This window comes from Tardiphaga sp. vice304 (assembly GCF_007018905.1).
Classification (GTDB): Bacteria; Pseudomonadota; Alphaproteobacteria; order Rhizobiales; family Xanthobacteraceae; genus Tardiphaga.
On the sequence record NZ_CP041402.1, the window covers coordinates 3665679 to 3687534 of the forward strand.

A 21856-nucleotide genomic window follows, 5' to 3' on the forward strand; every position below is an offset into this window, starting at 1 on the left:
CAAATGAGGCCCGTTCGGGCGACACGCCGCTGCTGGGCTGCCTCCGGTCGGGCTACGCCCTCCCTTCGTCAACCCAGCAGCGGCGCATTCTCATCCTGATTGTCGCGGGATTCTCATCCTGATTGTCGCGCTACATCCAGCACGACGCCCTTCTGATAAGCCCAGATATCGAGATCGCGAGAGATGAACTCTGATCCCTGGTCGACACGGATGGTTTTCGGATAGCCAACGGTCTTGCAGATGCGCTCTAGGGTGACCACGACATCCTCGCCACGATAACTGAAACGCGGATCGACGGCTGGCGAGAAGCGGCTAAAGGTATCGACGATCGTCAGCACGCGGATCTTGCGGCCCGTGGCGAGCTGGTCGTGCACGAAGTCCATTGCCCAGGTCTCGTTGACCTGGACAGCATCTGTTCGATCCTCACGCAGCTTGGCCTTCACGCGACGCTTCGGCGTTTTGTTGCGCAATTGCAGGCTCAACTCCCTATAAAGACGGTAGACACGCTTGACGTTGACGTCCCAGCCCTCACGCAGCAGTAGGACATGGACCCGGCGATAGCCGTATCTCACCCGCGTCTCGCAGATCTCCCTGATCCGGTGTTTGAGAGCGGCCTGGTCGCCACGCTTCGACTTGTAGCCGTAAAGTGCGCGATCGATCCGGAGCGTCGAACAGGCCCGCCTGATCGAGACCTTCCAGTCGCCGCACACCCTGTCGACAAGCTCGCGCTTGCGGTCAGGCCTCAGAGTTTTTTTGAGAGCACATCCTGCAGCATGGCCTTGTCCAGCGACAGGTCAGCTACGATCCGCTTCAGCTTGCCATTCTCTTCCTCCAGCTGACGCAAGCGCTTCATCTCCGAGGGCATCAGGCCTGCATACTTCTTCCGCCAGTTGTAAAAAGTAGCCTCGCTGATCCCGGCCTTGCGGCAGACCTCCGCGACTGCCGAGCCATCTTCCGCCTGCTTCAAAACGAATACGATCTGCGCTTCTGAAAACTTCGATGCCTTCATGGAACTCTCCTCGTCCCCGTCAGGGGATCATAAATGGAAAATTCCAGGTCAAACTGGCCTAATTTGGTGGGGGCACGTCAGACGGCACCAAGAAGCGAGCGAACTTTAGAAATGCAAGTGTCATACGTTTTCCTGCTACTGAATTGTATTCGGCACCTCGTAGCGAACATTTTTTACATTGCAATTATAACGATAGCTACACCCATTCGTTAGGTAGTCTTGCCAGACGGGTCCTTTTTCCTGCACGACGACGGAAGCTACCTGATCGCGGGCTGGATGCCGGCGGTGGACTTTGCCGAGCTGCTGCACATCGAGCTGCCGCTGCAACAGCGACCGTACCAGACCTTCGCGGGATTCCTGCTGCAGGAGTTCGGCAAGATCGCCGACGAGGGCGATCACGTCGTGGCGCACGGTTGGCGCTTCGAAGTGATGGACCTCGACGGCCGCCGCATCGACAAGGTGCTGGCGAGCCAGGCGGAAGAAGTCGCGCTGGGGTAGCGCTGAAGTCCGTAGCCCGGATGGAACGAAGCGCAATCCGGGAAGACCGTCCATATTGAATCGCCGGCCCCTGATTTCGCTTCGCTCCATCCGGGCTACCTTGCGCCCTACTCCATCCCGCGGCCGAACTTGTTCGACTTCGGGAAGCCCTTCGGCGGCAGCCGGCCGGCGTCGGCGCGGTTGCCGCGCCATTCGGCCAGTTCCTTCATGGTCGCCGAAAACTCGCGGCCGGCGCCGTCGCGCCAGAACAGGCCGGCCTTAGCGGTGAAGGTGGCGACGCCGGAGAGCCCGCCATCCTTGTACTTCTGCAGCCGCACGCCGCGGCCGCGGCTCATCTCCGGCACGTCGGCCAGCGGGAAGATCAGCATCTTGCGGTTCTCGCCGATCACCGCAACACTGTCGTTGCCTTCCTCGACCACGGTCAGCGCCTTGGCTTCGTTCGGCATGTCGACATTGAGGACCTGCTTGCCCTTGCGGGTGTTGCCGACGCAATCATCCTCATTGACCATGAAGCCCTGTCCGTCGTGGCTGGCGATCAGGAACTTGCGGCCGCCCTTGTGGACGAACAGCGACACGATGGCGGCGTCGCCTTCCATGTCGATGAACATGCGGATCGGCTCGCCATGGCCGCGGCCGCCGGGCAGCTTCGACACGTCGAGCGCATAGAAGCGGCCGTTGGTCGCGAGCAGCATCAGCTTCGAGGTGGTCTCGGCGAAGAATGCCTTGTCGAGCCTGTCGTCGGTCTTGAAGACGAGACCCGATGTATCGGCGACATGGCCCTTCAGCGTGCGCACCCAGCCCTTGTCGGAGATCACCACCGTGACCGGCTCGCGCTCGACGAGCGACTCTTCCAATGCAGCGAGATCGTGCTCCGGCGCATCCGCGAACATCGTGCGGCGCTTGCCGAGCGGCGTCTTCGGCCCGAACATATCGCGGACTTTTCGCACCTGCTCGGCGACCTTGCCCCACTGCTCGGTCTCGGACTTCAGGATCGCGTTGATGCCGCGCAACTCGTCGCGCAGCTTCTTGTCTTCGGTGCGGATCTCGAATTCTTCCAGCTTGCGCAGGCTGCGCAGCCGCATGTTGAGGATTGCCTCGGCCTGCACGTCCGAAAGCGTGAAGGTCTTCATCAGCACCGGCTTCGGCTCATCCTCAGAGCGGATGATCTTGATCACCTTGTCGATGTTCAAGTACGCAATCAGATAGCCGCCGAGCACTTCGAGACGATGCTCGATCTGGCCCTTGCGATAATTGGAGCGGCGCAGCAAGACGTCGCGCAGATGGTCGAGCCATTCGCGCAGGCATTCGGCGAGGCCGAGCACCTTCGGAATCTTTCCCTTGACCAGCACGTTGAGGTTCAGCGGGATCTTGCTCTCGAGTTCGGTCAGCCGGAACAGCGATTCCATCACCAGTTCGGGATCGACCGTCTTCGATTTCGGCTCAATGACGATGCGCACGTCTTCGGCGGATTCGTCGCGGATGTCGCCGAGCAGCGGCAGCTTCTTGTCGTTGAGCAGTTCGGCGATCTTCTCGATCAGCCGCGACTTCTGCACCAGCCACGGGATCTGCGTGACGACCACGGTCCACATGCCGCGGGCGCCCTCCTCCTTCTCCCATTTGGCGCGGGTGCGGAACGAGCCGCGCCCGGTCATGTAGGCCTCGGCGATGCTTTCCTTGCTGTCGACGATGATGCCGCCGGTCGGGAAATCCGGGCCCTTGACCCAGCGCAGCAGCGCCTTCGACTTGGCGTCCGGCTTCTCGATCAGGTGCAAGGCGGCGTCGCACAGTTCGGCGACATTGTGCGGCGGGATCGAGGTCGCCATGCCGACGGCGATGCCCTGCGCGCCGTTGGCCAGCAGGTTCGGAAAACCGCCGGGGAGCACCGAGGGCTCCTTGGTCTGGCCGTCGTAATTCGGCTTCAGCTCGACGGCGTCTTCGTCGATGCCCTCCAGCAGCAGCCGCGCGACGTCGGTCATGCGGGCTTCGGTGTAGCGGTAGGCGGCAGCGCTATCGCCGTCGATATTGCCGAAGTTGCCCTGGCCGTCGACCAGCGGGTAGCGCGAGGAGAAGTCCTGCGCCAGGCGCACCAGCGCGTCATAGATCGACTGGTCGCCGTGCGGATGGAACGAGCCCATCACGTCGCCGACGATTTTTGCGGATTTCTTGAACGGCGTGCCGGGGTCGAGCCGTAAGAGCCGCATGCCATACAGGATGCGGCGGTGCACCGGCTTCAGCCCGTCGCGGGCGTCCGGCAGCGCGCGATGCATGATGGTCGATAGCGCATAAGCGAGATAGCGCTCCTCGAGCGCGTCACGCAGCTGCACTTCGTGGATCTCAGCCGGCTCTTGCGGCGGAATCAGTCTTTTTCCCATGCGCAGGGGTTAGCCGCAGAATGCGAATCGGGCAAGAAATGAATCTCAGTAAAGCACTTGCAAATCTTACCTAATAAAGTATATTTAAAGTTGTAGTTGGGATGGTCTGCATACGCAGACCGACGGGACGTACTGTCCTGCCCGGCCGCCTTTTTTGTCATGCATCTGCTGTATCTCGACGATTCAGGCTCCGTCACCAACGCATCTGACCGGCACATTGTGTTGGCCGGACTTTCGGTGTTCGAGCGCCAACCGCACTGGTTTGCCGGCAAGATGGACGATATCGCCAAACAATTTTGGCCGGACAATGCAGAAAATCTCGAATTTCGCGGCTCAGATATTCTGAGCGGCAAAAAGCACTGGCGGGGCATCAGCAAAGCAGATCGCTTCAAGGCCTATCAGGAAGCCCTCGGCGTTCTGCGGGTGTCGAACCACGTAACCATCTTTGGCGCAGCGATTCACAAAGCCGCATTGTCGCCCAATGATCCTATGGAATACGCCTTCGAGCAGCTCTGCAATCGCTTCGATCGCTTTCTCGGCAGACTGCACAAAGCGGGTGATACACAGCGCGGATTGATCATTTTGGACAAGTCGTCCTACGAAACATCCCTCCAAGGGCTTGCCTTGAATTTTCGTAAGTCGGGGCATCGGTGGGGACAGATTTACAATCTGGCCGACGTCCCGATGTTCGTGGATTCCATAGCCACAAGGCTGATCCAGTTTGCAGACCTTATTGCGCATGCGATCCGTCGCTATTTCGAAAAAGAGGATGCCTCACTTTTCGATATCATTGCACCGAAGTTCGATACGGTCGGCGGCGTCCATACACGGACTTGTTTATTTCGCACCGCTAGATGTCAAATGCAGCTGCCCCTCCTGCAAGCAACGCCGAACGTACTGACGTGGTTGCCCAGCCCATTAACCAGACGCAGAGTCTAGCCGCTGCAGGTGCTTCGCCACCGCATGGATGAAACCGTCCCGCGCATCCGAATGGCCCTGCCCGCGCGGTTCCAGCACGTTTCTCATTAGGAACCGGCCGGTGAGGTCGAAGCCGTCCTGCAGGTCCTGGTCGGACCAGCTGTTTCGACCGCCCTCGCCGCTCTCGCGCAAGAACGGCGGCAGCCGCATCAGGCGGTCGCGCCAGGGCTCACCTGCCGTGCGTGACACCGCACCGCCGGACTTCGGCGAGACGTAGATAAGGTCGGTGGTGACGCCGGTGGCGGCGCAGTTTTCCAGATCGAGGCCGAAGCCGAGTTCGGCCAGCATTGCCAGTTCGAAACGCACCACATGGATCGCCGCCTCGCTGACATCGTCAAAGTCGTTGAGGATGCGTTCCAGCATCTCGTAGATGTCCTCATGCGGGTCGCGCTCCGGCAGCAGCCGGGCCAGCGAGGCCAGATGGGTGACGCCATAGACCGCGTGGCCGGAGCCGAGCACCGTCGCGGCCCGCATCTTGGTCGCTTCCATCAAATAGTAGCCGAGCTGCTCGTCGATCCGCGCCCGCCAGGTCGCTCGCACCGAGTTGCCGGGCTGCAGCATCGGCCGCATCTTTGACCCCGCGCCGCCGCGCACCATGCCGAGATGGCGGCCGTGGTCGCGGGTCAACAGCTCGACAATGGCCGAGGCCTCGCCATGCTTACGCACCCCCAGCACGATGCCTTCGTCGGTCCATTCCATGGCGATGTTTTACCACAAGCGGTTGCCAGCGCGGAGGAACGTTTGTGATGCAGCGCGGTTGAAAAATGGCTTAGATGCGTCGTCCAATTGCGGACACAGGAACCTCCCTTGGTAGATATTGCTCCGATCCGCCTCCCCAAACCGCCGGGGACGGCGCTCATCAACATGGCGATGGCGGCCCTGATCGTGACCGGCCTGTATTTCGGCCGCGAGATCCTGGTGCCGGTGGCACTGGCCGTGCTGTTCAGCTTCGTGCTGGCGCCGTTCGTGATCCGGCTGCAGGCGTGGCGGGTGCCGCGCACGATGTCGGTGCTGGTCGCGGTGTTTATCGGCTTCTCGATCGTATTCAGCCTCGGCGGGCTGATGGTCTCGCAGGCCAACCGGCTGGCCGAAGAGCTGCCCGGATACCAGCAGACCCTGCGCGAAAAAATCCACGGCCTGCGCGGCTTCGCCACCGGCGGCTCCGGCACGCTGGAGCGCGCCTCGAAAGTGCTGCGCGAACTCGACAGCGAATTGCAGAACCCCAACGCCGGCCGTGCGGCGCTCGACGGCTTGCGCCGGCAGCCGGTCGACAAACCCATGTTGGTTGAAATCCGCCAGCCCGATCCCGGCACGCTGTCAACGCTGGTGGCGATCATCCAGCCCTTGATCCAGCCGCTCACCACGACCGGGATCGTCGTCATCTTCGTGATCTTCATCCTGCTGCAGCGTCAGGATCTGCGAAACCGCTTCATCCGCCTTGCCGGCTCGCACGACATGCAGCGCACAACGGCCGCGCTCGACGACGCCGGCGAACGACTGAGCAAGCTGTTTCTCAACCAGATGATCGTCAATGCCGCCTTCGGACTGCTGGTGGGGATCGGGCTGCAGGTCATCGGCGTACCTTCCGCCCCGCTATGGGGGCTGGTCGCGACCATCCTTCGTTTCGTGCCCTATGTAGGCTCGCCGATCTCGGCGGTGTTTCCGTTGATCCTGGCCGCCGCGGTCGGATCCGGCTGGGGCATGCTAATGGCGACCGCCGCTCTGTTCGCGACGCTGCAACTGATCGCCGGGCAGATCGTCGAGCCGCTGGTCTATGGCCGCAGCTCCGGCCTGTCGCCGGTCGCCATCGTGCTGTCGGCGTCGTTCTGGACCTGGCTGTGGGGACCGATCGGGCTGGTGCTGGCGACGCCGCTGACGATCTGCCTGGTGGTGGTCGGCAAACATGTCGACCGGCTGCAATTTTTCGACGTGCTGCTCGGCAACCAGCCGGCGCTGACGCCGCCGCAACTCGTCTATCAGCGGATGCTCGCCGGCGATCCCGTCGAGGCGTCGCAGCAGGCGCAGACCTATCTGCAAGGTGCGTCGCTCGCGGACTATCACGACACCATTCTGCTACCGGGCCTGCGTCTGGCCGAAGCGGACATGGGCCTTGGCCGACTGCCCGCGGACCGCATCGATCGCATCCTCGACACCGTCAGCGAGGTCGTCGAGGACCTCGACAGCCATGAGGACATCGTCGTCGAGGACAAACCCGCCACGGTCGACCATCGCTCGGATCTGGCGCGGCTCGATGCCGTGGTGGCGGCGGATGAGCCCGACCACCTGCCAGCCGCGTGGGAGGCGCCGGAAGCCGTGATGTGCCTGCCCGGTGCCGGAAAGCTCGACGAGGCCGCCTCGCTGGTCCTGGCGCAACTCTTGAAGAAACGCGGCATCGGCGCCGCCGCCGAGCAGGCCGATGCGCTGTCGATCGCGCGGTTCTTCTCGCTGGACCTGTCGAAAGCGCAGGCGCTGTGCATCTGCTACGTCGGCAAGCCATCGGACGCTATGATCCAGTATGCCGTGCGGCGGCTGGCCAAGAAGAGTAAAAACGCGCGGATCCTCGTCGCCACGCTCGGCAGCGGGCGCGTCGCGATGTCGGCGCCGATGCCCAACATCACGCTGTCCGCCGGCAATTTCTCCGATGTGGTGGACGATATAAGCGACGTGGCGATGGGGCGAGCGCCCTCTTCGAATCTCACCGCGCTGGCGGCAGGCGTCGATGCCGCGCTGAACCGGGCGGGGAAAGTTTAACTGTGCGCAGGGTGGGCAAAGCGAAGCGTGCCCACCATGGCGGTTGCGGTGGGCACCGCGCAAGGAGCGCCTCTGCCCATCCTACGGCTCACGCGTTGAACCAGTCTTTCGCGTCGCCGGTGAAAGCGTAGTACAGCCCTGCCCCGGTCAGCGCGGAGGAGATGATTTCGATGAAGCTGTCGAACTGCAGGCCGTAGACGCTCAGGATCTGCGACAGCGAAAGCAAAGAGAACACCAGCGACGCCGTCAGCAGCCAGCGCGGCCAGCTCTTGCGGCCACGCGAGGCAAGATGCACCAGAAACACGAACAAAAGCAGTATCGAGGCGGCGACGATGTTCGCGGCCATGATAGTGCTCTCGCTGATCCCGTCGGTGGTGCTGCGGTCCTGAAACGCGATCGATAGCGCATCCAGCGTCAGCGATGCGCAGAGCAGAACCTCGAAATAGAAGACATTCTTCGGCAGGTCCTTCGACGAATGGATCGGGCCGTGTTTGCTGGTCATCGCCATCAGGTCGACTGCTATTCTTTCGGAAATTCGAGGCCCATTTCGCGGTAGCGGTTGGGGTCATCGCCCCAGTTCTCGCGCACCTTGACGAACAGGAACAGGTGCACCGGCACGCCGGCGATCTCGGCGATCTCCTTGCGCGAATCCGCGCCGATCGACTTGATGGTCGCGCCGTTCTTGCCGAGCATGATCTTGCGCTGGCTTTCGCGCTCGACGAAGATCGTCTGCTCGATGCGGATCGACTTGTCCTTGCGCTCGGTCCAGCTATCGGTCTCGACCGTCGACTGGTACGGCAGTTCCTGATGCAGCTGGCGGAAGATCTTTTCGCGGGTGATTTCGGCCGCGAGATGCCGCATCGGTGCGTCCGACATCTGGTCTTCGGGATAATGATACGGGCCTTCCGGCACGTCCTTCGCCAGCCGCTTGCGCAGATCGTCGACGCCGTCGCCGGTCATCGCCGAGATCATGAAGGTCTCGACGAACTTCATCCGCTCGTTGGCAGCCTGCGCCAGCTTCAGGAGCTTCTCCTTGGAGACGATGTCGACCTTGTTGATGACCAGGAATTTCGGGTGGTTGACGCTCTCCAGCTTGGTGAAGATCGCATCGGCCTCCTCATCGATTCCCTCGCGGGCGTCGAGCAGGATGCACACGAGGTCCGCATCATGCGCGCCGCTCCAGGCGGTCTTGACCATCGCGCGGTCGAGCCGGCGCTTGGGCAGGAAGATGCCGGGGGTATCGACCAGAATGATCTGGGCGTGGTCCTCGATCACGATGCCGCGGATCAGCGCGCGCGTGGTCTGCACCTTGCGCGACACGATGGTGACCTTGGAGCCGACCAGCGCATTGACCAAAGTGGACTTGCCGACATTGGGCGCGCCGATCAAAGCCACGAAGCCGCAGCGGGTATCCGCCGGCATCGCATCCGGCGCGTCATGAATCTCTTCGTCGTGTTCGGCTTCGTTCACAGCATCATCCTTCGTTGCCGCCACTGCTGACGCCTTCGCGCGCGACCATCGCCTGGGCTGCGGCCTTCTCGGCGGCGCGCTTGCTGCCGCCCTCGCCTTCGGCCGGGGCGAGACCCTGGACATCCACCGCGACCTTGAAATGCGGATCGTGGTGCGGGCCGGAACGTTCGACCTCGCGATACACCGGCGTCGGCAGGCCGCGGCCCTGCGCCCATTCCTGCAACACGGTCTTGGCGTCGCGCAACGGCCTGACCGGCTTGCGCATCCGCTCGACCCAGTTGCGCTGGACGAATTCTTCCGCGGCGGGATAGCCGCCATCGAGGAAGATCGCGCCGATCACCGCTTCGCAGATGTCGCCGAGCACGGATTTGCGTAAGCGAGCGCCGGCGCCGACGCCGACCGAGCCGAGCTTGATGCCCTCGAGCAGGCCCAGCGAGCGCGCCACATCGGCGCAGGTTTCCTTGCGCACGAGGTCGGCCAGGCGCTTGGAGAGTTCGCCTTCGTCGCCGCCCGGAAAGGCACGGTACAGCATGTCGGATACCACGAGGCCGAGCACGTGGTCGCCGAGAAATTCGAGCCGCTGGTAGCTGTCGCCGCGGTTGCGCGCAGACTTCAGTGCCGAGACGTGCGTGAACGCGGTGGCGATCAGGGCTGGGTCCTTGAAGACGTAGCCGATCCGGGTCTCGATCTCGGCCGCCGCCGCCTTGAGCGCGGCGCTCTTGCGCTTCTTCCGGACCGCGGCGGATTCCGGCGCGGCCGCGGCAGGCGGGTTCACTTCGTCGGCGCGCGGCGCGGTCTCGGTGGGGATGTTGCTATCTTCCTTCATCGCACGATGGAGAAGATGCGGCTCCAGCGCACGGCCGTCGGCCAGCGCCAGATCTGCCAGGCCTGTTCGCCCTCGGCGATCGAGAAGAAGATCATCTGGGCGCGGCCGACGATGTTCTCGAACGGCACGTAACCCACCGCGGATAGCACGCGGCTGTCGGTCGAATTGTCGCGGTTGTCGCCCATCATGAAGAAGTTGCCGGGCGGCACGGTGTAGATGTTGGTGTTGTCGTAGAAACCGTTATCGACGCAATCCAAGGACTCATAGGTCACGCCGTTCGGCAGCGTTTCCTTCCAGCGCTTGACGCGCGCGGTGGCGTCCGAGCCGCATGGATCCTCGCCGACGAAGTCGGTCAGCCGCTCGCGCTGCACCGGCTTCTCGTTGATGTAGAGCAGCCCCTCTTTCATCTGGATGCGGTCGCCGGGCAGCCCGATCACGCGCTTGATGTAGTCGGTGCTGTCGTCCTTCGGCAGCCGGAACACGACGACGTCGCCGCGCGCGGGCTCGGAGCCGAAAATCCGCCCGGAGAAGATCGGCGGCGACAGCGGGATCGAATAATGGCTGTAGCCGTAGGAATATTTCGAGACGAACAGGTAATCACCGACCAGCAGGGTGGCCTTCATCGAGCCGGACGGGATGTTGAACGGCTGGAACAGGACGGTCCGGATCACCAGCGCAATCAACAGCGCGTTGATCACGACTCGGATGGTCTCGCCGATACCGCCTTCGGTCTTGGTTCCGGATGTCACGCTCATGGCTTTCCCGATTCCCGTCGCGATCGCCGCGCCGCTGGTGGATTGTCTCACGCGAAAATGGCGACGCGATGAGAAAAGGCTCTGATTCTGATGTTTAGAGCGAATTGCGGCGCAAACCCAGAGGGTCCAGGCGCATTCGACCCGGCTGAAGACGGATGCCGGCTTTTAGCGGGTTGTCGGCGAGGCCGCAATCGCGACAAAGCTGGCCCCGGCCCCATAAAATCGGCTAATTAACTGAAAAATATGCAATAATCGATTTATTGGAAGCTTAGCCCTCGGCTGTCCGCTCCCCCGAAATGATGACGAACGCCTGCGCCAGCGGCCAGTCGTCGGTAATGGTGAGGTCGATCCGCGCTTCGAACCCCGCCGGGGTCATGGCCTGAAGCCGGGCCAGCGCGCCGCCGGTCAGCCGCATCGTCGGCCGGCCCCCCGGCAGATTGACCACGCCCATGTCGCGCCACCAGACCCCCTGCCGGATGCCGGTGCCGAGCGCCTTGGAACAGGCCTCCTTGGCGGCAAAGCGCTTGGCATAGGTGGCCATCAGCATCTTCTCATTGCCCGCCCGGCGCTGCGCACGGGCGCGCTCGGCCTCGGTAAAGACCCGCTCCAGAAAGCGCTCGCCGTGCCGCTCGATCACCTTGGCGACCCGCGTGATGTCGATCAGGTCGTTGCCAATGCCGAGGATCATGCCCCGGCCCCCCGCCCCCGCGCCATCGCCGCCCGCATCAGGCGGACGGTTTCGGCCAGCCCGACGAACAGCGCCTCCCCCATCATGAAGTAGCCAATGTTCAGCTCGCGGATCTGCGGCAACGCGGCGATGGTTTCGGCGGTGGCGTAGTCCAGCCCGTGGCCGGCATGGATTTCGAGCCCGGCCGCCTCCGCCAGTTCGACGCCGACGACGATGCGCTGCCACTCGCTGGCGGCTTTCGCCGCGTTGCCATCCTCGATGGCGTCGCACCAGGCGCCGGTGTGCAGTTCGATCACCGGCGCGCGGAGCCTGGCGGCCATCTCGATCTGGCCGGGATCGGCGGCGATGAACAGCGAAACGCGAATGCCGGCGTCGTTGAAGCGGGCGATCGATGGTGCCAGCGACTCGCGCTGGCCGACGACGTCGAGCCCGCCTTCGGTGGTCAGTTCCTCGCGCCGTTCCGGCACCAGGCAGACCGCATGCGGCTTGGTCGCCAGCGCAATCCGCACCATGTCCGGCGTCGCCGCCATCTCGAAATTCAGCGGCTTGGAGATTTCGGCCTTCAGCCTGACCATATCCGCGTCGCGGATGTGGCGGCGGTCCTCGCGCAAATGCGCGGTGATGCCGTCGGCGCCGGCCGCGATGGCGGCCAGCGCCGCCCGCACCGGATCGGGCCGCGTGCCGCCCCGCGCATTACGCAGCGTGGCGACGTGATCGATGTTGACGCCGAGGCGCAGCGGCGAGGTCTTGGTCATGACGGCAATCCGGGAGGCTGGAAGAAGACGCTAGGCGTTGACGCGCTCGACCTTGGCGACGACGGCCTTGGCGCGCAACTGGTTGATGATAGCGCTCAGATGCTTGAGGTCATAGACCTCGATATCGATGTTCTGCTCCGTGAAATCCGGGGAGCGGCGGTACATGCTGATATTGTCGATATTGCCGTCATGGTCGGCGATCACCTGGGCGATCTGCGCAAGGCTGCCGGGCTCGTTGACGTTTTGCACGAACAACCGCGCCGGAAAACGCTGCGGCGAGGTCTCATCGACGTCCCAGCGCGCATCGACCCAGCGCTCCGGCTCCTCCTCGAAATCCTTCAGCGCCGGCGACTGGATCGGATAGATGGTGATGCCCTCGCCCGGCGTGACAATGCCGACGATGCGGTCGCCCGGCACGGCGCCGCCATTCGGCGCAAACTTCACCGGCAGGTCGTGATTGAGACCGCCAACGGAAATGATCGAGGTGACCCGGCCCGCGCCGTCCGGCGTCTTGACCCGGTCCGCGGTGGCCTTGCGGTTGGTGGCGGCGAAGCGGCCGATCCGCTCTTCCTTGTAGTCGGGATACATCGCACGGGCGACGTCCGCGGCGCGCAGCTCGCCGCGGCCGACCGAGGCCATCACATCGTCGATCGAAGTCCGCGCCAGCCGCGGCAGCGCGCCCTTCAACTGGTCGTCGGCATATTCCATCTTGGCGCGGGCAAACAATCGCTCGACGATTCGGCGACCGAGCCCGGCATATTGGTCGCGCACCGCGGTGCGGGTAGCGCGGCGGATCGCGGCGCGGGCCTTGCCGGTGACGGCGAGCGATTCCCAGGCCGACGGCGGCGCCTGCTGCGCGGCAGAGGTCAACACCTCGACCTCGTCGCCGTTCTGCAATTCCGACGACAGGGGCGCGAACTTGCCGTTGATCTTGCAGCCGACCGCGCTGTTGCCGACGTCGGTATGCACGGCATAGGCGAAGTCGACGACATTGGCGTTGCGCGGCAGCGCGATCAGCTTGCCCTTCGGGGTGAAGCAGAACACCTGGTCGTGAAACAGTTCGAGCTTGGTGTGCTCCAGAAATTCCTCGGGATTGGAGCTTTCGGAGAGGATGCCGATGGTGTGGCGCAACCAGGAGAAGGCGTTGGACTCGCGCTTCAACATTTCGGTCGGCGAGCCGATGCCGTCCTTGTAGAACGCATGCGCGGCGATGCCGTATTCGGCGATCGCGTTCATGTCCTCGTCGCGAAACTGCAGCTCGACACGCTGGTTGCCGGGTCCGATGACGGTGGTGTGCAACGAGCGGTAGTCGTTCTGCTTCGGTGTCGAGATGTAGTCCTTGAAGCGGCCGGGCACGACGGGCCAGGTGGTGTGCACCACGCCGAGCGCGCGGTAACAGGCCTCGGTGTCCTTCACCACCACGCGGAAGCCGAAGATGTCGGACAATTGCTCGAAGCCGACCGACTTGCGCTCCATCTTGGTCCAGATCGAAAATGGCCGTTTGCGCCGGCCCGACACCCGCGCAGGGATGCCGCGCTTCTCCAGATTGGTGGAAAGCTGGGCCTCGATCATGCCGATCAAATTGCGGTTGCGCTCGGCCAATGCATCCAGCCGCGCCGTCACCACCGCATAGGCCTCGGGATCGAGTACCTTGAACGACAGCTCCTCGAGTTCCTCGCGCATTTCCTGCATGCCCATGCGACCGGCCAGCGGCGCATAGATGTCGAGCGTTTCCTCGGCGATGCGGCGGCGCGAGGCCGGTGGCATGAACTCCATCGTCCGCATGTTGTGCAGACGGTCGGCAAGCTTGATCAGCAGCACGCGGACGTCGTCGGCGATCGCCAGCAGCAGCTTGCGCAGGTTTTCGGCCTGCTTGGCCTCGCGCGATACCAGTTCGAGCCGCTTCAGCTTGGTCAGGCCCTCGACCAGCGCGCCGATCTCGGCGCCGAACAACCGGTCTATCTCGGCGCGGGTCGCCTCGGTGTCCTCGATGGTGTCGTGCAGCAGCGCCGCCACGATGGTGGCGTCGTCGAGCTTGAGGTCGGTGAGGATCGCCGCCACTTCGAGCGGATGGGTGAAATAAGGGTCGCCCGACGCCCGCGTCTGCTCGCCATGGGCGACCATGGCGTAGACATAGGCACGGTTGAGCATGTCCTCGTCGGTATTCGGGTTGTACGAGCGGACCCGTTCGACCAGATCGTATTGCCGCATCATGCGGGCCCGCGAGGCGCGCGGCACTTTGGCGGGGGTCACGGGCGTGGCAGCGGTCCCAGGCGCCACAGTCACTTCGGCAGCGGCCGGGGTGGCAGGCGTCAACGACGTCGCGGCTGCGATGCTGTCGCTCGCCGCTTCCATCTGCCGCGAATTACGGCGCGTCGCCATCAATCCCTCATTTCATCGCCCATGCTGGAGCGAAATCATTATGAGTCCCGAGTTTGCCCTGAAAGTGTCCGCAAAAGCAAAGGCCCGGACGATCGTCCGGGCCTTGTCGAAAATTTGATGTTCGCGAGGGTTGGCGAACGATGCAGATACCGTCGCTTATTCGTCTTCCTCGGGCTGCTGTTCCGGCGGGGCCAGGCCTTCGAGACCCTTGAGCAGTTCTTCTTCGGTCATGCGCTCGACAGCGACTTCGGTGTCGTCGGCATCGACGCTGGCACCGGCGGAGCCGATCAGCGGGATCGTGTCGGGCTCGGGCTCATCGACTTCGACGAACTTCTGCAGCGAATGCACCAGTTCCTCGCGGAGATCTTCCGGCGATATCGTCGAATCGGCGATCTCGCGCAGCGACACCACGGGGTTCTTGTCGTTGTCGCGATCAATCGTCAGTTGTGAACCCGACGAGATCATGCGGGCCCGGTGGGCCGCCAGCAGAACCAGGTCGAACCTGTTGTCGACTTTATCGATGCAATCTTCGACGGTGACGCGCGCCATTAAATGTCGCTCCGCTGTTAAAGGGGCCAGAAATGATGATTATCCGGGTTAGGTATAGGGGCTTTGCAGATTTCGCAAGAACCAATTTGGTGATTGGCCAATCACTTACCATCTGATACCTCATCATGATACCCCGCAGGGGGCCGCGAGGTACTGAATTCCGCCCCTGCAAAACCAGGCCAGCGACCACCAAAAGGGCTTTATTGCATAGTCATAAGGGCGACGATGGCCCCGTTCTCACCCTTTTGTGCGACGGTTGGACCAAACGGATCGCCGCACGTGGGCGGTTCTATTGTAAACGCACGACGAAATTGTTGCCGTGCCAAGAACGTTAGCAACAACAAACCACGTGAGAAACTTGATGTCCCCCTCATCTGACAAGATCGCGCTCTTTATTGACGGCGCCAACCTTTATGCCACGGCGAAAACACTTGGTTTCGACATCGACTACAAGCGCCTGCTCAAGGAATTTCAGAGTCGCGGCAAGCTGGTCCGGGCATTTTATTACACCGCGATCATCGAGGATCAGGAATATTCCTCGATCCGGCCGTTGATCGACTGGCTCGACTACAACGGCTACACGGTGGTCACCAAGGCGACCAAGGAATTCATCGACGCCTCGGGCCGCCGCAAGGTCAAGGGGAACATGGACATCGAACTCGCGGTCAACGCGATGGAACTGGCCGAGCATGTCGATCAGATCGTTCTGTTTTCCGGCGACGGCGACTTCCGCTCGCTGGTGGAGGCCGTGCAGCGCCGCGGCGTCCGCGTCACCGTGGTCTCGACCATCTCCAGCCAGCCGCCGATGATCGCTGACGAACTGCGCCGCCAGGCCGACGTGTTCACCGACTTGATGGAACTGCAGTCCAAGCTTGGCCGCGATCCGGCGGAACGCCCGGCGCCGCGCCACCAGACCCCGCAATTCCTGCAGCGCACGGCCGCCACCACCGCGCCGTCTGCCGCCGACGACGAATTCGAAGACTGATCCCATGCCGGCGACGACGCTTGGCGCTGTCGCCGGCATTCCCACCGATCCCGACCGCGACTGCCCGCTCTGCCCGCGGCTGGTAGACTATCGCCACGCGGTCCGGGCCCGCGATCCGCAAGGGTGGAATTCGCCGGTGCCGTCGTTCGGCCGGTCCGACGCCGCGCTGCTGATCGTCGGCCTGGCGCCCGGCGTCAACGGCGCCAACCGCACCGGACGGCCGTTCACCGGCGACTACGCCGGCGAGTTGCTCTACGCGACGCTGATCGAGTTCGGCTTTGCCACCGGCCAGTTCCTGGCGCGGCCCGATGACAGCCTGACCTTGCAGGACTGTCGCATCACCAATGCGGTGCGCTGCGTGCCGCCGCAGAACAAGCCCCTGCCCGTCGAGATCACCACCTGCCGGCCGTTCCTCATCGCCACGATGGAGACGATGCCGCGGCTGCGCGCCATCGTGCTGCTCGGCCGCGTCGCCCACGACACGATGCTGAAGACGCTCGGCATCCGCGCGGTGCTGGCGCCGTTCGCCCATGGCGCGGTGCACGACGCCGGCCGATTCAAGCTGTACGATAGCTATCACTGCTCGCGCTACAACACGAATACGCGGGTGCTGACGCCGGAGATGTTCCGCAGCGTGTTCGCAAGGGTGAAGGCGGATCTGGCAGAGGAGTAGCCCGGATGATGTCGGCACGCCGCAACGCCGCGCGACGACGCAATCCGGGGAAAGCGGTCGTTTGGAGCGGCCGGCCCCGGATTGTCATCCGGGCAACGAAGTGAGCTAGACCGGATTGGCCTTCAACCATTCCAGCACGTCGCCGGCGTTCCGGTCTGGCGGAAACACCGGGTAAAACAATTGGGTGATTTTCGCATCGTCGATCACCAGCGCCATGCGCTTGATCAAGGTCAGTTCGGCCACTTCCATCACCGGCAGACGCAACGCCTCGGCCAATTCGAGCGCCTCGTCCGACAGCACCGGAAACGGCAGATGCAGGCGCGACGCCATTTCGGTCTGGTAGGCGTTGCTCTGCGTCGAGAGGCCGAACACCTGCTTCGCGCCGGCGGCCTTCAACTCGGCGAACAGGTCGCGGAAGGCGCAGGTCTGCGGCGTGCAGCCGCGCGCGCCCGGGATCATGTCCCAATCATCGACCAGCGAGATCTTGCCGGGCTCGCCGGTGCGCGGATAGGCGAACACGACCGTGCGGCCCCGGAGTTCGGACAGCACCACGGCGGTGTCGTTGGTCGCGCGCAGGCTGATCGGGGGAACGGTCATGCCCACGAGATGCGCCGCGGCGCCGTCATCCTGCGGCGCCGGGATCTGGCTCCAGTCGACTTCGAGAAGATTGGTCTGCTTCGTCACCATGCTCACCCCCGCGACCGCATCAAGCGTCCCTTTTCGCGGCCCCAGTCGCGATCCTTCTCGCTGGCCCGCTTGTCATGCAACTGCTTGCCCTTGGCGAGCGCCAGTTGCAGCTTCACCCGGCCACGCTCATTGAAGTACATTTTCAGCGGCACCAGCGTCATACCCTGGCGCTCGACCGCGCCCATCAGCTTGTTGATCTGCTTGCGGTGCAGCAGCAGCCGGCGTGGCCGTTTCGGCTCATGGTTGAAGCGGTTGGCCTGCAGATATTCCGGGATGTTGCAGTTAATCAGCCATATCTCGCCGTCCTTGGGGTCGGCGTAGGACTCCGCGATCGTCGACTTGCCGTTACGGATCGACTTCACCTCGGTGCCGGTCAGCGCAATGCCGACCTCGAGCGTGTCCTCGATGGCGTAGTTGAACCGCGCCTTGCGGTTTTCCGCGATCACCTTGATCGGGGGGTCTTTCTTCTCGGCCATCGTCACTCGCTCTGGGCGTTATCTCGAAAACATAAGGTCGATAACGCGCGCTTCAAGCAGCCGTCAGGCCTTCTTGAGCAGGTCGCGGATCTCGGTCAGCAGCTCTTCTTCACGGGTCGGCTTGGCAGGCTCCGCGGGCTTGGCCGCGTCATTGCGCTTCACCTTGTTCATGAAGCGGATCACCATGAACAGCACGAAGGCAATGATGATGAAGTTGATGGTCAAAGTGAGGAAGTTGCCCCAGGCCAGCACGGCGCCCTGCTTCTTGGCGTCGACGAGATTGGTCGCCGTCACGGCTTTCGACAGGCCGGTGAAGTAATTCGAGAAGTCGAGGCCGCCGGTGATGGAACCGACGATCGGCATGATGATATCGCCGACCATCGAGGTCACGATGGCGCCGAACGCCGCACCGATGATCACGCCGACAGCGAGATCGACCACGTTGCCCTTCATCGCGAATTCACGAAATTCCTTCAGCACTTGCAATTCCTCTCTTCAATATGGTCAGGTCAATATGGTCAGGGTCGCAATCACGGCCAAACGCCGTGACCTCAGTTCAACAGCCCGGCGTGCACCATGGCGTCGCGGATCACCGCGCCGGTCGGCTCCGTGACCTTCATCAGCGGCAGACGCACTTCTTCATGGACGCGGCCGAGCAGCTTCAGGCCATGCTTGGCGCCGGCCAGACCCGGCTCCATGAAGATCGCGTCATGCAGCGGCACCAGCCGATCCTGGATCTTGAGGGCTGCGGCATAATCCCCCTTCAGCACTGCCGCCATCAGCTCGGCGCAGGGCTTCGGCGCGACATTGGCGACGACCGAAATGCAGCCATGGCCGCCGGCGGCCATATAGGCCAGCGCGGTCATGTCCTCGCCGGACAACTGGATGAAGTCCGGCCCCATCGCGTGGCGCTGCTGCGAGACGCGGGCCAGATTGGCGGTGGCATCCTTGACGCCCGTGATGTTCTTCAACTCGTACAGCCGGCTCATGGTGGCGACCGACATATCGACGACCGAGCGCGGCGGGATGTTGTAGATCAGGATCGGAATGCCGATCGCGTCGTTCACCGCCTTGAAGTGCTGGTACATGCCTTCCTGGGTCGGCTTGTTGTAATATGGCGTGACCACCAGCACGGCGTCGGCGCCGGCCTTCTCGGCATGTTTGGCCAGTTCGACAGCCTCGCGGGTGGAATTCGAGCCGGCGCCGGCGATCACCGGAACGCGGCCGCGCGCCTCGTCGATGCACCATTCGACGACCTGCATGTGTTCCTTATGGCTCAGCGTCGGGCTCTCGCCGGTGGTGCCGACGGGGACCAGGCCGTTGGTGCCCTCGTCGATCTGCCAGGACACCAGCGCGCGGAACGCGGCCTCGTCCAGCGCGCCATCTTTGAACGGCGTGACCAAGGCAGTGTAGGACCCCCGAAAATCTGTCTTGGCTGCCATGTCATTCTCCGAACGCGCTGCGGCCTGCGCCGTCTGCTGAACCCTTGATCGAACAGCAACTTCTAACGGGTCTGCGAGGCAGACGAAAGACCGCCCGCGGGCGTTTCAGCCGCGATTTTGCCGCTGTGATCGGGCAGACAGGCCGAAGCAGGCAAATCTTGACGGTTTGTCCATAAATTCAATCAAATACAGCGGTGGTGATCGGCAACTGCCGTGATTCGCCACGAGGGAATGCCGTGAAGCGACTGGCCCCCACCACCACCCGATGGAAGGCGCTCGGCGCCACCCTGATGCTGGGCGCGAGCGTTGCGGCGCTGACGGTCGAGGCTGCATCGGGCGTGCCGCTGCCGAAACCGCGGCCGATCTCGCGCAATGTGGTTCCGGCGACCACCGCCGCCATCCCCTCCTCCACGCCGGCAAAGCCGGTCGCCGCCGATCAGGCCAGCCGTGCCCCCGCGATCCAGCCCGCGACGCGCCAGCATGCCGCATTGCCGGCGCCGACGAAGCGCGCGATTGCGCCCGCTGCGATGGCCGCGACGTCGTCCACGCCCCAGGCCGACGCCGAAGCGGTCGAGAACGTCATCGAGCTGATCCGCAACCGCAAGCCGGTCGATGCCTCGCAGGTGGCGCAGGGCATCGGCGATCCCGTCGCGCGAAAACTCGCCGAGTGGCTGATCCTGCGCAGCGACAACAACGGTGCCTCGGTAGAGCGCTACCGTGCCTTCCTGGCCGCCAATCCGAGCTGGCCGTCGCAGACCTTCCTGCGCCGCCGCGCCGAGGCAGCCCTGTGGGACGATCGCCGCAACGACGACGCCGTGCTGGCCTATTTCCAGGACGAGAAACCGCTGTCGGCCAAAGGCAAGTTCTCGCTGGCGCGGGCCATGATCGCGCGCGGCGACCGCGCGCAGGCCGAGCGTCTGGTGCGCGACGCCTGGCGCAATGATTCGATTTCCGGCGACACCGAAGCGATGGTGCTCGATCTGTTCGGGGCCCTGCTGTCGGGCGGCGACCACAAGGCACGGATGGATATGCTGCTCTATGGCAGCGACACCGATGCCGCCTTGCGCGCCGCGCAGCGGCTCGGCGGCGGCCAGATGGCGCTTGCGCGCGCGCGGATCGCGATCACCAAGAAGCAGCCGAACGCCAAGGCCCTGCTCGCGGCGGTGCCCGGCGACTTGCACAGCGATCCCGGCTACATATTCGCCAAAATCCAGCAGCTACGCCGCGACGAGAATTTTGGCGAGGCGGCGCGTCTGATGATCGCGGCGCCGCGAGATCCGGCGCGACTGCACAATCTCGACGAATGGTGGATCGAGCGCCGGCTGCTGGCGCGAAAAATGCTCGATGTCGGCGAGCACCGCTCGGCCTATATCATCGCCCGCGACGCCGCCCTGCCCGCCCGCGACATCTACAAGACCGAACAGGAATTCACCGCCGGCTGGATCGCGTTGCGTTTCCTGAAAGATCCCGCGACGGCCGCGCAGCATTTCGCGCGCATCGGGGTCGGCTCCGTCAACCCGACCGCGCTGGCGCGCGCCGGCTACTGGCAGGGCCGCGCCGCCGAAGCGATGGGCCGCAGCGCCGAGGCGCGACAGGCTTACGCATCGGCCGCCGAGCAATCGACCAGCTATTACGGCCAGCTCGCCCGCGCCAAGCTGGGCCTGCCGCAGCTCGAGATCAACGGCGCGCCGGGCGCGCGCGGCCGCGGCGTCGAGCGGCTCGAAATCGTCCGCGCGGTGGCCCTGCTCTATGCGCTGGACGAGCGCGAGATCGCGATTCCGATCTTCGGCGACATGGGCGAGAACGGCGATCCCGATGCGCTGGTGGGCTTGGGCGAAATTGCCTCGCGCAATTCCGACGCCCGCGGCATGCTACTGCTCGGCAAGGCGGCGCTGAACCGCGGCCTGCCGTTCGATTTCTACGCCTATCCGATGACCGGCATCCCGCCGTTCAAGCCAATCGGCCCGGAGGTCGAACGCGCGGTGGTGTATTCGATCGCGCGGCAGGAAAGCGCGTTCAATCCCGCGGTGGTATCGCCCGCAAATGCCTACGGGCTGATGCAGGTGACGCCGGGGGCGGCGCAATACGTCACCAAGCGGCACGGCGGGACCTACGACCTCAACCGGCTGAAGACCGACTCGGTCTACAACGCGACGCTCGGCGCCGCGGAGCTCGGCGGCCTGCTCGAGGACTATCGCGGCTCCTACATCATGACGTTTGCCGGCTACAATGCAGGCCGCGGCAGCGTGCGCAAATGGGTCGAGCGCTACGGCGACCCGCGCGATCCCAAGGTCGATGCGGTCGACTGGGTCGAATCGATCCCGTTCTCCGAGACCCGCAACTACGTGCAGCGGATCATGGAGAACCTGCAGGTCTACCGCGCCCGCTTCGGCGGCGGCTCGAAGCTGCAGATCGAAGCCGACCTGCAGCGCGGCAGCACCGAATAGCTCTCATGATCGATCCGCCGCCCATCATTCCGGTGGCGGATTACGGCTGCGCCTAATCCGCCCCACTCCTCATCTCCACAAGCAAAAACCCCCGGCAGTTTCCTGCCGGGGGT

Annotated in this window: 20 protein-coding genes and 1 pseudogene; 6 read left to right on the forward strand and 15 right to left on the reverse strand. The window is 63.7% G+C overall.

Translation table 11 applies throughout. The features are described 5' to 3' along the window. Positions 1-125: 125 nt before the first annotated feature. Positions 126-1009: pseudogene (locus FNL56_RS17395) on the reverse strand (IS3 family transposase); the annotation flags it as partial. Between the two features lie 219 nt (positions 1010-1228). On the opposite strand from FNL56_RS17395, the gene FNL56_RS17400 reads away from it, so the two are divergent. Then, complete coding sequence (locus tag FNL56_RS17400; protein WP_246660695.1) at positions 1229-1507, forward strand: transporter associated domain-containing protein; 279 nt, start codon at positions 1229-1231, stop codon at positions 1505-1507. 107 nt (positions 1508-1614) lie between these two features. Here the strand turns inward: FNL56_RS17400 and parC are convergent, their stop codons facing one another. Continuing rightward, on the reverse strand, positions 1615-3879 hold the full coding sequence (gene parC / locus FNL56_RS17405; RefSeq protein WP_143582195.1) for a DNA topoisomerase IV subunit A: 2265 nt from the start codon (positions 3877-3879) through the stop codon (positions 1615-1617). 159 nt (positions 3880-4038) lie between these two features. Between parC and FNL56_RS17410 the strand changes: the two genes are divergently transcribed. Continuing rightward, positions 4039-4818 (forward strand): DUF3800 domain-containing protein, encoded by a 780-nt coding sequence (locus FNL56_RS17410; protein ID WP_143582196.1) that lies wholly within the window; start codon positions 4039-4041, stop codon positions 4816-4818. Here FNL56_RS17410 and recO read toward each other — a convergent pair. Next, complete coding sequence (gene recO, locus FNL56_RS17415; RefSeq protein ID WP_143574144.1) at positions 4798-5556, reverse strand: DNA repair protein RecO; 759 nt, start codon at positions 5554-5556, stop codon at positions 4798-4800. The genes FNL56_RS17410 and recO overlap by 21 nt on opposite strands. A 108-nt stretch (positions 5557-5664) precedes the next feature. Between recO and FNL56_RS17420 the strand changes: the two genes are divergently transcribed. Beyond that, positions 5665-7608 carry an AI-2E family transporter gene (locus FNL56_RS17420; protein ID WP_246660696.1) on the forward strand — a complete coding sequence of 648 codons (1944 nt, stop codon included), beginning with the start codon at positions 5665-5667 and terminating at the stop codon, positions 7606-7608. An 88-nt stretch (positions 7609-7696) separates the two neighbouring features. On the opposite strand, the gene FNL56_RS17425 is transcribed toward FNL56_RS17420, so the two are convergent. From FNL56_RS17425 to rpoZ, 8 genes are all read right to left on the reverse strand, one after another. Continuing rightward, positions 7697-8116 (reverse strand): hypothetical protein, encoded by a 420-nt coding sequence (locus FNL56_RS17425; RefSeq protein WP_246661587.1) that lies wholly within the window; start codon positions 8114-8116, stop codon positions 7697-7699. 11 nt (positions 8117-8127) lie between these two features. Beyond that, a complete protein-coding gene (era, locus tag FNL56_RS17430) occupies positions 8128-9030 on the reverse strand; it encodes a GTPase Era (RefSeq protein ID WP_143576217.1) in 903 nt (300 codons plus the stop codon). 52 nt (positions 9031-9082) lie between these two features. Beyond that, the gene (gene rnc, locus FNL56_RS17435) at positions 9083-9904 is read right to left on the reverse strand and encodes a ribonuclease III (protein ID WP_143574145.1); all 822 of its coding nucleotides are present in this window, start codon (positions 9902-9904) and stop codon (positions 9083-9085) included. Next, positions 9901-10659, reverse strand: coding sequence for a signal peptidase I (gene lepB / locus FNL56_RS17440; RefSeq protein WP_143574146.1), 759 nt, complete (start codon positions 10657-10659; stop codon positions 9901-9903). The genes rnc and lepB overlap by 4 nt, the downstream gene beginning before the upstream one ends. A gap of 268 nt (positions 10660-10927) precedes the next feature. Further along, entirely contained in the window at positions 10928-11347 is a 420-nt protein-coding gene (acpS, locus tag FNL56_RS17445; protein WP_143574147.1) for a holo-ACP synthase, read from the reverse strand. Further along, entirely contained in the window at positions 11344-12102 is a 759-nt protein-coding gene (locus FNL56_RS17450) for a pyridoxine 5'-phosphate synthase (protein ID WP_143582197.1), read from the reverse strand. The genes acpS and FNL56_RS17450 overlap by 4 nt, the downstream gene beginning before the upstream one ends. A 30-nt stretch (positions 12103-12132) precedes the next feature. Continuing rightward, the gene (locus tag FNL56_RS17455) at positions 12133-14484 is read right to left on the reverse strand and encodes a RelA/SpoT family protein (protein WP_143574149.1); all 2352 of its coding nucleotides are present in this window, start codon (positions 14482-14484) and stop codon (positions 12133-12135) included. Between the two features lie 156 nt (positions 14485-14640). Beyond that, the gene (gene rpoZ, locus FNL56_RS17460) at positions 14641-15033 is read right to left on the reverse strand and encodes a DNA-directed RNA polymerase subunit omega (RefSeq protein WP_143574150.1); all 393 of its coding nucleotides are present in this window, start codon (positions 15031-15033) and stop codon (positions 14641-14643) included. 361 nt (positions 15034-15394) lie between these two features. On the opposite strand from rpoZ, the gene FNL56_RS17465 reads away from it, so the two are divergent. Then, complete coding sequence (locus FNL56_RS17465) at positions 15395-16018, forward strand: LabA-like NYN domain-containing protein (RefSeq protein WP_143574151.1); 624 nt, start codon at positions 15395-15397, stop codon at positions 16016-16018. A 4-nt stretch (positions 16019-16022) separates the two neighbouring features. Beyond that, positions 16023-16691: a uracil-DNA glycosylase gene (locus FNL56_RS17470; protein WP_143574152.1), complete on the forward strand. Its 669-nt coding sequence runs from the start codon at positions 16023-16025 to the stop codon at positions 16689-16691. Between the two features lie 105 nt (positions 16692-16796). Here FNL56_RS17470 and FNL56_RS17475 read toward each other — a convergent pair whose 3' ends face one another. The 4 genes from FNL56_RS17475 to dapA form a co-directional block, all read right to left on the reverse strand. Then, a complete protein-coding gene (locus FNL56_RS17475; RefSeq protein ID WP_143574153.1) occupies positions 16797-17378 on the reverse strand; it encodes a peroxiredoxin in 582 nt (193 codons plus the stop codon). A 2-nt stretch (positions 17379-17380) separates the two neighbouring features. Then, positions 17381-17854 carry an SsrA-binding protein SmpB gene (gene smpB, locus FNL56_RS17480; RefSeq protein WP_143574154.1) on the reverse strand — a complete coding sequence of 158 codons (474 nt, stop codon included), beginning with the start codon at positions 17852-17854 and terminating at the stop codon, positions 17381-17383. Positions 17855-17917: 63 nt separating this feature from the next. Further along, the gene (gene mscL / locus FNL56_RS17485; RefSeq protein ID WP_143582198.1) at positions 17918-18334 is read right to left on the reverse strand and encodes a large conductance mechanosensitive channel protein MscL; all 417 of its coding nucleotides are present in this window, start codon (positions 18332-18334) and stop codon (positions 17918-17920) included. Between the two features lie 71 nt (positions 18335-18405). Then, the gene (gene dapA / locus FNL56_RS17490) at positions 18406-19296 is read right to left on the reverse strand and encodes a 4-hydroxy-tetrahydrodipicolinate synthase (RefSeq protein WP_143574156.1); all 891 of its coding nucleotides are present in this window, start codon (positions 19294-19296) and stop codon (positions 18406-18408) included. Between the two features lie 290 nt (positions 19297-19586). Between dapA and FNL56_RS17495 the strand changes: the two genes are divergently transcribed. Then, positions 19587-21743: a lytic transglycosylase domain-containing protein gene (locus FNL56_RS17495; RefSeq protein WP_143576218.1), complete on the forward strand. Its 2157-nt coding sequence runs from the start codon at positions 19587-19589 to the stop codon at positions 21741-21743. The last annotated feature ends 113 nt before the right edge of the window (positions 21744-21856 follow it).